Origin of the sequence: Novosphingobium beihaiense (genome assembly GCF_022832375.1) — a bacterium.
Classification (GTDB): domain Bacteria; phylum Pseudomonadota; class Alphaproteobacteria; order Sphingomonadales; family Sphingomonadaceae; genus Novosphingobium; species Novosphingobium beihaiensis.
On the sequence record NZ_JALHLG010000033.1, the window covers coordinates 36,458 to 51,823 of the forward strand.

General features: G+C 64.5%; 9 protein-coding genes. 6 read left to right on the forward strand and 3 right to left on the reverse strand.

The window, feature by feature from the left end:
* Positions 1–208: 208 nt before the first annotated feature.
* The 5 genes from MTR66_RS16470 to MTR66_RS16490 all read left to right on the forward strand — a co-directional run bounded on the left by MTR66_RS16470 (position 209) and on the right by MTR66_RS16490 (position 8,538).
* Positions 209–1,282: a YeiH family protein gene (locus MTR66_RS16470; RefSeq protein ID WP_243923061.1), complete on the forward strand. Its 1,074-nt coding sequence runs from the start codon at positions 209–211 to the stop codon at positions 1,280–1,282.
* Positions 1,283–1,451: 169 nt separating this feature from the next.
* Positions 1,452–2,423 (forward strand): phosphatidylinositol-specific phospholipase C1-like protein, encoded by a 972-nt coding sequence (locus MTR66_RS16475; RefSeq protein ID WP_243923063.1) that lies wholly within the window; start codon positions 1,452–1,454, stop codon positions 2,421–2,423.
* 331 nt (positions 2,424–2,754) lie between these two features.
* Positions 2,755–3,906, forward strand: a complete 1,152-nt coding sequence (locus MTR66_RS16480) for an efflux RND transporter periplasmic adaptor subunit (RefSeq protein WP_243923110.1) — start codon at positions 2,755–2,757, stop codon at positions 3,904–3,906.
* 7 nt (positions 3,907–3,913) lie between these two features.
* Positions 3,914–7,111 (forward strand): efflux RND transporter permease subunit, encoded by a 3,198-nt coding sequence (locus tag MTR66_RS16485; protein ID WP_243923065.1) that lies wholly within the window; start codon positions 3,914–3,916, stop codon positions 7,109–7,111.
* Between the two features lie 26 nt (positions 7,112–7,137).
* A complete protein-coding gene (locus tag MTR66_RS16490; RefSeq protein WP_243923067.1) occupies positions 7,138–8,538 on the forward strand; it encodes an efflux transporter outer membrane subunit in 1,401 nt (466 codons plus the stop codon).
* Between the two features lie 49 nt (positions 8,539–8,587).
* Here the strand turns inward: MTR66_RS16490 and MTR66_RS16495 are convergent, their stop codons facing one another.
* From MTR66_RS16495 to MTR66_RS16505, 3 genes are all read right to left on the reverse strand, one after another.
* Entirely contained in the window at positions 8,588–9,631 is a 1,044-nt protein-coding gene (locus MTR66_RS16495; RefSeq protein WP_243923069.1) for an NAD(P)H-dependent amine dehydrogenase family protein, read from the reverse strand.
* A 130-nt stretch (positions 9,632–9,761) separates the two neighbouring features.
* Positions 9,762–12,035 (reverse strand): TonB-dependent receptor, encoded by a 2,274-nt coding sequence (locus MTR66_RS16500; RefSeq protein WP_243923071.1) that lies wholly within the window; start codon positions 12,033–12,035, stop codon positions 9,762–9,764.
* A 148-nt stretch (positions 12,036–12,183) separates the two neighbouring features.
* On the reverse strand, positions 12,184–13,857 hold the full coding sequence (locus MTR66_RS16505) for an MFS transporter (protein WP_243923112.1): 1,674 nt from the start codon (positions 13,855–13,857) through the stop codon (positions 12,184–12,186).
* 253 nt (positions 13,858–14,110) lie between these two features.
* On the opposite strand from MTR66_RS16505, the gene MTR66_RS16510 reads away from it, so the two are divergent.
* Entirely contained in the window at positions 14,111–15,364 is a 1,254-nt protein-coding gene (locus tag MTR66_RS16510; protein WP_243923073.1) for an acetyl-CoA C-acetyltransferase, read from the forward strand.
* The last annotated feature ends 2 nt before the right edge of the window (positions 15,365–15,366 follow it).

Here is a 15,366-nt window from a genome sequence, read left to right on the forward strand (position 1 = left end):
TCGCAGTTCCCGATCAAACCGCCCGGCTATCCGGTGGGGATCGGGCTGTGCCAGAACCATACCCGCATGAAGACATCGAAAATACGCAGGATTCCCGCCATCCCGCTTCAGAACAATCAATCTCAAATAGAGATTGAAACCATGTGAATACACCGTTGGATTGATTGATCTTCGCAGTCCACCTGTCTCCCGCCGCAAGGAGACAGCCGTGATTGCCAACTTTCCCTTCCGCCCCTTTCTCCGCCTCGTCCCAGGGCTCGCGCTCTGTCTTGCCGTGACTGGAGCCGCCTTTGCCTTGCAACGGGCGGAGGAAGCACTGTTTGGGCGGGCCTGGCTCGAAGCGCTGGTACTGGCGATCCTGCTCGGCACGGCGCTGCGCTCGGTGTGGACGCCCCAGACCCGCTGGTTTCCCGGCATCGCCTTCAGCGCCAAGTTTCTGCTGGAAGTGGCCGTCGTGCTGCTGGGCGTATCGGTGAGCGCCGCCACGATCCTCGCCGCCGGGCCGTGGATGCTGCTTGGCATTGCAGGCGTGGTGATCGTGGCCATTGGCGCCAGCTTCCTGATCGGACGGCTGCTGCGCCTGCCGGTGCGCATGGCCTTGCTGGTCGCCTGCGGCAATTCGATCTGCGGCAATTCCGCCATCGCTGCCGTTGCCCCTGTCATCGGCGCGGACGGGGATGATGTCGCCGCCTCGATCGGATTCACGGCGGTATTGGGCGTGGTGGTTGTGCTTGGCCTCCCGCTGCTGGGAATCGCGCTTCACCTCGACGGCTTGCAATACGGCACACTGGCGGGGCTGACTGTCTATGCGGTGCCGCAAGTGCTGGCCGCCACGGCCCCGCTGGGATCAGCGGCGGTGCAGATGGGCACGCTGGTCAAGCTGGTGCGCGTTCTCATGCTCGGGCCGGTCTGTCTGCTGCTTTCGATCATGGCGCCGCGCCTGCGCGAAGAGACCGGCGAAATGCCCCCGCATGTAACCGCCGGAGACCGTCCCCGGCCCGGCCGCCCTGCCCTTCACCACTTCGTCCCCTGGTTCATCGCAGGGTTCCTCGTGCTGGTGGCGGCCCGTTCGTGCGGCTTCGTGCCCCGGGCTCTGGTAGCACCTGCGGGCACTGCCGCGACTTTCCTCACGGTCGTATCGATGGCCGCGCTTGGCCTTGGCGTCGATGTGCGCTCGGTAGCTTCGGCGGGCGGGCGCGTCACCGGGGCCGTGGTGCTCTCGCTGGTGGTGCTGGGCGCGATCAGCCTTGCCCTCATCCGGGTTCTTGCCATCGCCCCGTAACGCGGCCTGTTTCCCAGCGCTTTCATATGTCTGTCACCAGCAGGGCGCAGGAGGGGCCCGCCTTACGTCCCCCCTGATCCAGCCCGGAGTTTCGATGTCCTTCTTCGCCCTTTCCCTTGGTCTTGCCGCGAGTACAGCCGCTGCCGGGGAGACAACCCCGGCTCTTCGCATGAACGACATCCAGGCCGTCGGCACGCACAACAGCTACAAGCAGGCCATGAGCGAAGAGGTCCGCCGCAAGATTGCGGCCAAGAGCGCAAAGGCGGTGCTGGCGCTGGACTACAGCCACCGCCCGCTTGCCGAACAGCTCGATCATGGTGCGCGGCAGCTTGAAATCGATGTAAACTACGATCCCGAAGGCGGATACTACGCCGGAAATTCGGACGACGCGGAACTGCGCAAACCCGGTTTCAAGGTCCTTCACATCGCCTTCAGCGATGCCGCAAGCAGTTGCGAGCGCCTCGTCACCTGCCTGACCCAGATCCGCGACTGGTCACGCGCGCATCCACACCATGCCCCGATCCTGCTGATGTTCAACACCAAGGAAACCGGCGACGAAGCCCACGGCAAACCCGCCAAGCGCTTCACTGAAGCGGCCTTCGACGCCCTCGACGCCGAAATCCGCTCGGTCATCCCGCGCGGCATGCTGATCCTGCCCGACGATGTGCAGGGCGGCTATCCGACCCTGCGCGAGGCGGTGCTGGCGGGCAACTGGCCCACGTTGGACGCGGCGCGCGGCAAAGTGTTCTTCGCGCTCGATGAACACGAGGACAAAGTCGCGATCTACCGGGGCAAGCGCAAATCTCTGGAAGGACGCGTGTTCTTCGTGAACACGCGCGAAGATTCGCCGGCCGCAGCCTACCTCACGCTCAACGATCCCATCGCGCAGGCCGAACGGATCAAGCGTGACGTCAAGGCAGGCTTTATCGTGCGCACCCGCGCCGACGCCGATACCTGGGAAGCCCGCGCGGGCAACCTCACCCGGCTGCGCGCGGCACTGGCGAGCGGGGCGCAGTACATCTCTACCGACTATCTCTGGGAAGACCCGCGCCTGCCGGGATACCGCGTGGCCTTGCCGGGCGGCGGTCCGGTGCGGTGCAATCCGGTCCGGTGCCCGGGCGGTGCGGAGCCGAAAGAATAGGACGGCGCGCCGGTCCCGCATAGGGGCCCGTCGGCCTGGGATACCGCTGCGGCAGATAGAATCCGTCGAACGCTTCCGCCGTTGCGGTCCTTGCTGCACCGCGTCAAACCTGTGCAAACGGATGGGCCAAAAGATCCCACCGCGGGCCGTGACAGGCTAACGTCATAGTTCGTCGTAAAATGTCGCAAACGCGTAAAGGGCGCTTGCAGCAGCCTCAGAATGCCTTGATAGCACCTGTCAATTCGTCAGAAAGTACTACCAGTTGGCTCCTTCCTCCTATCCCCCCGCCCCCAGCCGCACCATTGCCCGGCCATACCGTCTCGCTCTGGGCATGCTGGCAGCCGCCAGTCTCGCCTCGTGCTCAGGCGGAGAACAAGGCGGCCAGAAGCGTCCGCCTGCCCAGGTTGGTTATATCGTGGCGAAGGTGGCCGAAGTTCCGGTTAGCGTGTCGCTCAGCGGCCGCACCGTCGCCTATGAAACCTCGGAAGTGCGCCCGCAGGTATCGGGAGTAATCCGCAAGCGCTACTTCACCGAAGGCGGCTATGTGCGGGCTGGGCAGGCGCTGTTCCAGATCGATCCCAGCCTCTACCGGGCCGCCGTCAACCAGGCGAAGGCCAATCTCGCCAGCGCCAGGGCGACAGCCGATGCTGCGGCCGCGAAGGCGCAGCGCTACAAACCGCTGGCCGACATGGAAGCCGTCGCCAAGCAGGACTATACCGACGCGCTGGCCAGTGCCCGCGTGGCCAAGGCCACCGTGGCGCAGATGGCCGCCGCGCTCGATACCGCCAAGGTCAATCTGCGCTTCACCACCGTTCCCGCCCCGATCAGCGGGCGCATCGGCCGCTCGCTGTTCACCACCGGCGCGCTCGCCAGCACCAACCAGACCGATCCGCTGGCCGTGATCCAGCGTACCGATCCGATCTATGTGGACATGCAGCAATCCGCCGCCGATCTCACCGCCCTGCGCCGCAAGCTGGCCGCAGGCGGCGTCACGCCGGGCAGCACGCAAGTGCACCTGAAGCTGGATGACGGATCGGAATATCCGGCCACCGGAACCGTGCAGTTTTCGGAAGTCACGGTCGATCAGGGCACCGGCACCGTGACTCTGCGCGCGCGCTTTCCCAATCCGGACGGGATGCTGCTGCCGGGCATGTTCGTCACGGCCATGTTCGATCAGGCCAATGACCCCAATGCCATTCTGGTGCCCCAGAATTCCGTCCAGCGCGATTTCGACGGCAGTGCCTACGTGATGGTGGCAGGGGCGGACGGCAAGGCCGTGCGCCGCACGGTCACGGCCAACCGCACTTATGGGCCAAGCTCGGTCATCACCTCCGGGCTGAAACCGGGCGACAAGGTTATCGTGCAGGGGCTGAACGGCCTGCGTCAGGGCGCCGCGATCAAGCCTGTTCCCGCTTCGGCGCCGCAACCGGTCGGCCAGAACGCCAGACCTGCCGGCGCGAACACCGCGAACAAGGGCGGCTGAGCCCGGCATGTCACGCATCTTCATCGACCGGCCCATCTTCGCATGGGTGCTTGCCATCGTCGTCATGCTGGGCGGCATCGGCGCGCTCAATTTCCTTCCCAACGAGCAATATCCCGATATTGCCCCGACGCAGGTCAACATCCGCGCGACCTATCCCGGTGCCTCGGCCCAGACGATCGAGAACAGCGTCACCCAGATCATCGAGCAACAGCTCACCGGGATCGACGGCCTGCTCTATTTCAGCTCGCAATCGTCCAACCGCGGGCAGGCGACGATCAGCGCGGTCTTCGCCAAGGGCACCGATCCCGACATCGCGCAAGTGCAGGTCCAGAACAAGGTCCAGTCCGCCCTCTCCCGCCTGCCGCAGTCGGTGCAGAACCAGGGCGTGCGGGTCACCAAGTCCAACCCCGACCAGCTCCTGCTGATCGCGGTCTACGACACCACCGACACCCGTTCCAATCAGGACGTGTCGGATTATCTTTCGTCCAACATTCAGGATCCGATCTCGCGCGTGCAGGGCGTGGGCGAAGTGCGCGTGTTCGGCGCGCCGCACGCCATGCGCATCTGGCTCAATCCCCGGAAGCTGGCGGCCGTCTCGCTGATGCCGAGCGACGTGGTCTCGGCCATCCAGTCGCAGAACACCGAAGTGGCGGCGGGCGAACTTGGCGGACTGCCCGCGCCCAAGGATCAGGCGATCGACGCCATCGTCACCGCCGGATCGCGGCTGCAGACGCCAGACCAGTTCCGCGCGATCGTGCTCAAGACCAATCCGGACGGTTCGGCCGTGACCATCGGCGATGTCGCCCGGGTGGAAATCGGCGCCGAGAGCTACAGCGCGATCAGCCGCTTCAACGCCCATCCCGGCTCGGGCATTTCCGTCTCGCTGTCTCCTGGCGCCGACGCGCTGGCAACGGCCGAGGCGGTGAAAGCCAAGATGCAGGAGCTTTCCACCAGCATGCCGGAAGGGCTTGCCTTCATCTACGGCAACGATTCCACGAACTTCATCAAGCTGTCCGTCTCCGAAGTGGAAAAGGCGCTGTTCGAAGCGATCGTGCTCGTCGTGATCGTGATGTTCGTGTTCCTGCAAAGCTGGCGCGCCACGCTGATCCCCGCCATCGCCGTGCCGGTGGTGCTTCTGGGCACTTTCGCGATTTTCTATCTGGTCGGCTTCTCGATCAACACGATGACGCTGTTCGGCCTCGTGCTGGCCATCGGCCTGCTGGTGGACGATGCCATTGTCGTGGTCGAGAATGTCGAGCGCCTGATGGAAGAAAATCCGGGCATGTCGGCGCGCGAAGCGACGATCAAGTCGATGCAGGAAATTCAGGTCGCGCTGATCGCCATTGCGCTGGTGCTTTCCGCCGTGTTCCTGCCGATGGCCTTTTTCGGCGGATCGACGGGCGTGATCTACCGCCAGTTCTCGCTCACCATCGTTTCGGCCATGGTGCTCTCGGTGCTCGTCGCGCTGATCCTGAGCCCGGCGCTCACGGCCACGCTGCTCAAGCCCAGACATCCGGGCGAGGAGTCCGCCCCGGCGGTGGTCGAACGGCGGCTGCCGCTGCTCGCGCATGCGTGGGACAAGTTCCACAACGGTTTCAACCGCACGTTCGAACGCATGACCCATGCCTACGTGCGCCAGACCGAACGCGTGGTCGAGCACAAGTGGCGCTGGCTGGGCCTGTTCGGCATCGTCTGCCTGGCCACACTGATGCTGTTCCAGCGGCTGCCCACCGGGTTCCTGCCCAACGAAGACCAGGGCAACATCATGGTGCAGTGGCGCCTGCCCGCGGGCACCCCGCGCGAAAAGACGCAGGAAGTCCAGAGCGCGGTCGAAAAGTACTTCCTCACCGAGGAAAAACGCAACGTGCGCGGCATCTTCACGATTTCCGGCGGCGGCTTCGGCGCCTCGGGCCAGAACACCGGCATGGGCTTCGTCAAGCTCAAGCTCTGGGACGAGCGCGAAGGGCCCGAGAACAGCGCGCAAGCCATCGTCGAGCGCGCCAGCACGGCGTTCCGGGGCCTCCGCGATGCGCAGGTCTTTACCCTCGTCCCCGGTGCGATCCGCGGTTTGGGGCAGTCTTCGGGCTTCACGATGGAACTGCAGAACCGCACCGGCATGAGCCGTCAGGCCTTTGAACAGGCCCGCGACAAGCTGCTGGCAGAGGCCATGCAAAACCCCGAACTGGCCAGTGTGCGGCTGAGCGACCTGCCCGACGTATCGACGCTCAAGATTGATTCGAACACGCGGGCGCTGATGTCCTACGGGCTGAACCCGCGGGACGTGAACTCCACGCTCTCCACGGCCTGGGGTGGCACTTACGTCAACGACTTCATCGACAAGGGGCGCGTCAAGCGCGTCTATGTTCAGGGCGATGCGCCGTTCCGCTCCCGGCCAGAGGATCTGGCGCAGTGGTACGTGCGCGGCGCCAATGGCCAGATGGCGCCCTTCTCCGCCTTCGCGAAAGTCGGCTGGTCGACCGCGCCCAGCTCGACCTCGCGCTTCAACGGGCTTCCAGCTTACGAATTTTCCGGCACGCCCGCGCCCGGCGTCAGCTCGGGCACGGCGATGGACATCATGGCGGATCTGGCCGCCAAGATTCCGGGCACCAGTGTGGCCTGGTCGGGCTCGTCCTATCAGGAGCGGCTGTCTTCCGGGCAAGCGCCGGTGCTCTATGCGCTTTCGCTGCTGGTGGTGTTCCTGTGCCTCGCCGCGCTCTACGAAAGCTGGTCGATCCCGGTGGCGGTGGTGCTGGTCATTCCGCTGGGCCTCTTGGGCGCGATCGGCTTCACCGCGCTGCGCGGGTTGCAGAACGACGTCTATCTGCAGATCGGCCTGCTGACGACCATGGGCCTTGCCGCCAAGAACGCGATCCTGATGATCGAATTCGCCGAACAGGCCGAAAAGCAAGGCATGCGCGTGATCGAAGCAGCACTGCTCGCAGCCCGCATCCGTCTGCGCCCGATCCTCATGACCAGCTTCGCCTTCATCTTCGGCGTGCTGCCGCTCGCCACCGCGACCGGCGCGGGCGCCAACAGCCGCATCGCCATCGGCACCGCCGTGGTCGGCGGCATGCTGACGGCCACGATTCTGGCGATCTTCTTCATTCCGCTGTTCTTCGTGCTGGTGCGCCGCAGCGTGCGCGACGGGCTGGCCGCCGCCCACCGCTGGTGGCGCAACCGGAACACGCCGGGAGAAGCCGCATGAGGCGCGCAATGCCGATGAAACGGGCAATGAAACGGACTCTGGCCCTGCTTCCCGCCGTGGCGCTGGGCGCCTGCTCGATGGCTCCGAAATATGTCGCGCCCACACCGCCGGTCCCGGCGTCCTGGCCCGCCGGGGATGCCTATCTCGCGCAGAGCGAGGCGGGCCTGCCGCTGGTCTCCTACAAGGAGATCTTCCGCGATCCCCGGCTGCAAACGCTGATCGAGCAGGCACTGCGCAACAACCGCGATTTGCGCGTGGCCGCCGCCAATGTCGCCGCCGCGCGGGCGCGGATCACGGTTACCCGCGCCAACCAGTTCCCGGCGCTGGACGTTCAGGGATCGGCCACGCATTCCGAAACCGCAGGCCAGGTCACGGGAGATGGCTGGTCCTATTCCGCGCAAGGCGGCATTTCGAGCTTCGAGCTGGACCTGTTCGGCAAGCTGCAGAACGCGACCGAAGCCCAGCGCAACACCGCGCTTTCCACCGAGGCTTCGGCCCGCACGGTGCGGCTCGGGCTGGTGGCCAATCTGGCGCTCGCGTGGGCAGGCTATGCGGCGGACAAGGACCTGCTGGCGATTGCCCAGTCCACCGTCGCCAATGCTGAAGACAGCGTCCGCCTGACCGGGGCCCGCCTCAAAGGCGGCATCGCGCCGCGCGCGGACCTCAGCCGGGCGCAGCAGGTGCTGGAAACCGCCAAGGGCGATGCCGCCACGCAGACCGCCGCGCTGGCGCAGGATATCAATGCGATCCGCCTGCTGGTCGGCGCCGGTTTCGACCGCTCCCTGCTCCCCAACAGCATCACGGAAGTGAGCAAGGGCCTGGCCGTGCTGCCCGCAGGCACCAGCTCCGAAGTGCTCCTGCGCCGACCGGATGTCGTTTCCGCCGAATACGCGCTGCGTTCCGCCAATGCCGATATCGGCGTGGCCCGGGCGGAGCTGTTCCCCAGCATCTCGCTCACCGGCCTGCTGGGTTTTGCCAGCGATGCGCTGTCCTCACTGTTCGATCATGGGTCTTTCACCTCGACCGCCCGCGGCACGGCAAGCTGGTCGATCTTCAACGCGGGCGGCAAGGCGGCGAACGTGAAAGTCGCCAAGGCCCAGCGCGATGCCGCATTGGCGACATACGAAAAGGCAATCCAGACCGCGTTCCGCGAAGTGTCGGACGCGCTGGCCGATCAGGGCACGCTCGCCGAGCGCCTGCGCGCCGCCAGCGCCAACACCGCCGCCGCACAGGATACCGCGCGGCTGACCGAAGCAACCTACAAGCGGGGCATCGCCAGCTCGCTGGACAACCTCGTCGCCCAGCGCACGCTCTATACCGCCCGCCGCGCGGAAGTGGCCGTGCGCCTGCAAGCCGCCACCAACCGCATCACACTCTACCGCGTGCTAGGCGGGGATCAGGCAACGGCGCCGCAAGAGCCCCAATGAACCGCCGTTCGTGTCGAACGGAACATAGTGGAGCTGCCCCTACACCGCCTCAGGAATAGAGAGGGATGATCTGCGGCAGTTCCACCGTGGTGCGTATGCCCGGCGCGGCGGCGCAGACGGCCGGGATCGCATTGATCGGCCGGTGCGCCGTCAGCCCCGGGGTGTAGGCGGCATAGTCCTCCGCCGAAACCGGGAACGTAATGTCCACTTTCACCGGGGTGTCGCCCTCGGTGGTGATCCGCCAGCCGGATTCGCGCAAGTCCCAGTCGGCGTTCTCGATATCGGTGGTGACGTACCAGTTGGCGCGGAAGCGCAGGACCGCCCTGCCCTTGTGCTTGCAGGTGATCGTGGTGCGCATGGCGCCCACGGTACCTGCAGGAACAGTGCCTGCCGCGATCTGCAAATCGGATTTCGTGGCCGAGAGTTCGCCGAACGCCTCGATCTCGTCGGCAGGCAGGCCGATGGCTTCGGCCACTTGCGAAAGCGAGCTGCCGAAATCGCCTTTCAGATGCTCGGCGCGGCGCTGGTCGAAGGGAGCCATCGGCGCGGCGAAGCCCATCACCTGAAACAGCATGTCCGGCGAATCGCGGCTGGAAACGTCGGCATATTCGTCGATCGTCAGCAGCCCGTGCCCGCGCTGGAGCGACAGCAGCGGGATCGCCAGCGCCTCGGTCACGAAGCCGGGGCTGGAGCCGGTGGAATAGATGGAAGTTCCGCCCTTGGCGCACGCCTCCTCGATCCGGGCACGGTTTGCCGGGTCCATCAGCGGCGGATAGTGAAAGTCGCCGCGCGTGGTGACGACATTCTTGCCCGATGCCAGCAGCGCACATAACGCATCGTAATCGGTGCCCTGCGGCATGAAGATCACGCAGTCGGCATCAATTGCCACGATCTCGTCGAGGGAATTGGTGGCCTTTATGCCGGTTTCGGGCAACCCGCACAGGTCGCCTGCATCCTTGCCGACTTTGTCCGGCGAACTCACCCAGAGCCCGGCCAGCTCCATGCGCGGATGCTCGATCACCATGCGCAGCGCGCGGCTGCCGACATTGCCCGTAGCCCACTGGATAACGCGCCAGGTCTTGCCTTCCGGCATTGTGCTTCTCTCCCGTTCGACTGACAGCCGCCGCGCTTCAGGGCGGCGGACGATTACTGGCATTTGGCCAGCAGGCGCCCATGCAGGCAATCCCCGCGTGGGAACGCGCCGCTGGTCAGATATCGGCCGGTCAGAAGTTGAAGCCGAACTCCACGCCGTAAGTCGCGGGCTTCGACCAGTTGGCGCCGATCCCGAAGCTGGAATACTGCGCCTGGGTCATATAGCGGCTGTCCGTCACGTTATCGCCGAACAGGGCGAGGTAGTAGGACCCGTCGGGCGCCGTCCACTGCCCGCGCAGCGCCAGCGTGGCATAACCGTCTTCCTTGAACTGCACGCCCGAAGGCCCGAAGAAGAAGCTCGACGAGTAGAAGAGGTTGCCCGACAACGCGAGATCGCCCCCGCCCAGACGGGTTTCGTAGCGCCCGCCCAGAAAGCCCGTGAATTCGGGCGTGCGCTGCATCGTCACGTTCTTGAGCGTGGCCGGCACCACAAGGAAGGTTACCCCGTTCGCGGCGCAGCTGTCCGCCACGTCCGTGCCGAGATCAGTGCAGCGCGTGTAGACCGGCGCGTTGTTGAACGTCTTGTAGCGCGCATGGACATAGGACGCCCCGGCCGAAAGGCTGAAAGCAGGCGTCACCTTGTACTGCAGCGAACCTTCCAGACCATAGATCTCGGAGGTGGCCGCATTGATGATCTCCGCCGTGCCGGTGCGGTAGATCGAGACCTGCAGGTTCTTGTAATCATAATAGAATGCGGCGGTTTCGAACGACAGCCCGCGGTCTTCATACTTGAAGCCGATCTCGTAGGCGTTGATGTCCTCGGGCTGCACGTCGTTGCAGACAAAGTTGGTCGCGGGCGTCTGGCATGACCCGCCCACATCGAGAATCGCCGCCTTGTATCCCTTGGTAAACGAGGCATAGACACTGGTCTGACGGGTAGGCTTGTAGCGCAGCACCACGCGCGGCGTAATCTTGTCGTTCGAGATGTCCGGCACCGGCATTTCCACCGCCGTGAACTGCTGGTTCCAGTAGGCATCGACGATCTTGTCCTTGGAATAGCGCGCACCGGCCGTGATGAAGAAACGCGGGGTCACTTCGTATGTGGCATCGGCGAAAGCGGCATAGCTTCTCGACGTCGTGCTCGATCCGCCAAGGCGTATGTGTGAGGCAGCATCATTGCCAAAGTTGTCGATAAAAGTGATGTACTGGTCGGTGTTCTCGAAATAGAACAGACCGGCGGTCCATTGCAGCGGCGTGCCCGGCTTGGAGGTCAGCAGGAGTTCCTGACTCCATGTCTCGTTGTTGTTGGGCAAGCCCAGCTGAAATCCCAAAACCTGCGCAGGTCCGAAACCGTACTCCACACGCTGTGCTGCTGTGATGTTCTCAAGCCCCGAATAATCGAGGTCCTGCGACATGTTGCTCTTCTCGTTGCGGTACTGCGAATAGGACGTGAGATCCGCAAAGCCCAGATCCGCCTTGATCGTAGCCTGAAGCACGTCGCTGTTGGAACGGATGAACTCCCCTACCGAGCCGCTCGCGATCCTGTTCTTGGCTGTAGTATAGGTCCCCGGAATACCGCCAAACGGCGCGCCCAGCCCGAAATCGGCCGTATCCAGCGTCGCAGCGAGCATCGGCGAAGGATCGTCTACATCGCCATGCTTGTAGCGCAGCAGGACGTCGACACTGTCCGACAGTTCGGCCTTCAGGCCCAGACGCACCGACCAGTTCCGGTAGTCGCCCACGCGGCGCTTGTTGTTCGAGATATCGTGCTGCCACCCGTCGCCACGGCGGTACATGCCTTCGATCGTCATCGCGACACGGTCAGAGATCACGTAATTGGTGAAAGCCTCTGCCTGGAGCTCGTTATAACGCCCGAAGCTGACCTGGCCCTCTGCCGAATTGCCGGTGACCGAAGGTTCCTTGGTCGAAACCAGAATCGCACCGCCGGTGGTATTGCGGCCGAACAGCGTGCCCTGCGGCCCTTTGAGCACCTGAATGCTCTCCACGCTGATCAGATCGAAGTCCGCCGCCAGCGGATTGGGCGAATAGAACCCGTCGATGTAGATGCCGACATTGCCGCCGCCGCCCGATGTCGTCACCGCGGTGCCGATGCCGCGGATCGTCGGCTGGAAGAACCCGCCTGCAAAGTCGAACCGCAGCGCCGGGGTGACTTTGCCGATGTCGGCAAGCTGGTTGACGCTCGACGTTCTCAGGGCATCGCTGCTGAGGTTGGTAATCGAAATCGGCACATCGACTTGCGCTTCCGCGCGGCGCTGCGCGGTGACGATGATCACGCCGCTGTCGATAGCCGTATCGCCTTCCTGCTGGGCAAAAGCCTGGCCCGGCGTCAGCGCCGCCAGCCCGATGAGCCCGAACAGGGACGCACTTGTCCTTACTGTCTTCACGGTATCCCTCCCTTTTTTATGCGGCAAATTCGTAATGCCGTGCCTGACACTTTTCCAGCGCCTTACTTGACACCTGTTGAATTTACCGCGTGTGCAGCTTTGCTGCAACAGAGGTTGGAAGACCGAAAAACGCCCGTTAGCGACCCGCTCAGGGGCCGATAAAGCCGATCGTGTCCTGATGCGGATCGTAGGATTCCGCCTTCCAGCGAACTGATCCGAAAGGCCGTTCGAGGCGGCGATGGACGCGGTGCCCCTGATTGCTGCGATTGTAGGAATCCGCTTCGCCCTGGATCGCAATGTCCGTCTGGGTATAGCGATCCCTCATGCGCAGATAATCGCCCCAGGTCGGGCAATGGTAGCGTTCGGTCCATAGCGCCGGATCGGCGATGTCGCGCGCGATAGACCACTGGAAGGCGCCGATGCGCTTGCGCACCGTCTGCATCTTCATCATCACCGCGAAAAACTCGCGCGCCCGGTCGGGATCGACGTCGTACTCGACCTCGACGACGATCGGGCCGGAACGCAGGGACAAGTCCATTGCGACCTCCGGATCGTTGGAAAGCGCCACGGTCGACGTGTCCGCATCGTGATCAGATTCGATGCGCAGGATCAGCCCCAGGAAGGCAGTAGCCCCCACCGCCGCGCCAGACATCATCATCGCATAGGCAACGCCGTGCCCGTTGGCCAGTTCGCCCCATCCCCACGCGCCGATGCCGATACCGGCGGTTATCGCGGACGAAAACAGCGACAGCGCCCGGGCCGCCACCCAGCGCGGCGCGGACATCTGCACAGTGACGTTGAGCATTGCGATTGTCAGGATATTTCCTGCACCAACAACAAGATAGGCGGCACAGCTCAGAACCAGTGACGTGCTCAGCCCGGCGGCTGCCAGAGCCAGTCCGCTTGTGACCGCGCAGATCCGCACGGCGGTTTCGGTCGACAGCCGTTCACGGATCTGGCTCACGAACAGCGCTCCGGTCACGGCGCCCACTCCCTGCGCACCGAGCAGGATGCCGAACGTCGCGGCATTGCCGTGCAGGATGTCCTTGGCCACCAGCGGCGCCAGTGCAGAGGCGGTGGCGGTCGTCAGCCCGAAGGCCAGAACCCTGAGCAAGGCGGTGCGGATGGCCGGTGCGTGAAACGCATAGCGCGCACCGCTGATCAGCGCCCGGTCGATCCTTTCGGGAGGCAAGCGTGACGGCACATGCGCGCGCCGCCACAGGAAGAAGGCGGCGAGCAAAGGCAGATAGAGCACCGCCGTCATCCCGAACACCGATTTGGCCCCGTAGATCACCACGATCAGGCCACCCAGCGCCGGACCGAAGCTGCGCGCGACGTTATAGCTGATAGTCCCGAGCGCCACGGCCGCAGGCAGATGCGCGCGCGAGACCTGTTCGGGGATCGAGGCCTGCCAGGACGGTGAATAGAGCGCCACTCCGGCGCCGATCAGCACGCAGAACAGCAGCAGCGCCCAGGGCGTTATCAGGCCGAAATGCGAAATCCCCGCCAGTGTCGCGGCGCAGACGGCGCTGAAGCCCAGCCCGCTCATCGCAATGCGGCGGCGGTCGAACATGTCGGCGATGGCCCCGGCGGGCAATGTCACCAGCATCAGCGGCACCATCATCGCCGTCTGCACTAGCGCCACCATGCTGGGCGAATCCGACAGGCGCGTCATTTCCCACGCCGCGCCCACCCCCAGGAACAGTTGCCCGAAATTGGAAAACAGGCTGGCGGACCAGATCCTGCGAAACACCGGCTCGCGCAGCGGCGCGAAAGCGCCACCAGCGTCCTCTTGCCCATCGGCATCGATGCTGCCGTTCATCCTGACTTCGCCCCTGTTTAGTATCCTGCTGCCCGCGATCTTGTCGCAAGCGCCACCCCCGTCAAGCCAGCGCATCGCGAAGACGATCGATTGACGCAATCCCGGCCCGTCCCAATATACTAACCCATGAAAGCAATCGCCGCTGCGATAGGGCGCTGCGGAGCAATTGCTTTTCCCCATGCAGCCCCGCATGACCCGCGCAAACAGCGCCTGCGCGCAGTCTGCGCCCATTGGGATTTCGAGGAGACCGATCGTGACCGAAGCCTATATCATCGATACTGTCAGAACCCCGCGCGGGATCGGCAAGATGGGCAAGGGCGCGCTCTCGCAGATGCATCCGGAGCACCTCTCCGCCGCGGTCCTTGCCGCCCTGCACGAACGCAACGGCTTCGAGACAGCGGACGTCGACGACGTGATCTGGGGCGTTTCCGCAGCGATCGGCCTGCAGAGCGGCGATATCGGCCGCATGGCCGCGCTCGATGCCGGGTACGACGTGAAAGTGGGCGGCGTCACGCTCAACCGCTTCTGCGGCTCGTCCATTACCTCGACCAGCCTGGCCGCCGCGATGATCATGTCCGGCATGTCGGACCTCATGGTCTCGGGCGGCATGGACATGCTTTCCTATGCCAATGCTTTCGGCATGAAGATGCGCGAGGCGGGCGTGGGCAGCGCGGGCATGGGCGCGGGCAATCCGCGCCTGCAGGCCAAGCATCCGCAATCCAACCAGGGCGTGTGCGCCGATGCCATCGCCGCGATGGAAGGCATCACCCGCGCCGAGCTCGAACAGCTTGGCGTTGAAAGCCAGCGCCGTGCAGCCAAGGCCATTGCCGAAGGGCGCTTCGCCAAGTCGACCATCGTGGTGAAGGACGATGAGGGCAACGTCATCCTCGACCATGAGGAATATCCGCGCCCAGACACCACGGCCGAAAGCCTGGCCCAGCTCAAGCCCGCCTTCGAGATGTTCCTGAACATGCCTTCGGCCAAGGGCGGCAAGACTTATGCCGAGCTGATCAATCAGGTCTATCCCGATATCGATATCAAGCCGATCCACCACGTCGGCATTTCCTCGGGCGTGGTCGATGGCGCCTCGGGCATTCTGCTGGCGTCCAAGGACTATGCCGAGAAGCACGGGATGAAACCGCGCGCCCGGATCGTCGCCATGGCCGAAACCGGCGATTGCCCCACGCTGATGCTCAACGGCCCGGTGCCTGCCGCGAAGAAAGTGCTGGCCAAAGCGGGACTTACCAAGGACGACATCGACACCTGGGAAGTCAACGAGGCCTTTGCCGTCGTCGTGGAGAAGTTCATTCGCGACCTTGATCTCGACCGCGCCAAAGTGAATCCCAACGGCGGTTCGATCGCGCTCGGCCACCCGATCGCGGGCACCGGTGCAATCCTGATCGGCACGGCGCTTGACGAACTCGAACGCACCGGCGGGCGTTACGGCCTGATCACGATGTGCGCGGCGGGCGGCATGGCGCCTGCGATGATCATCGAACGGGTCTGAAA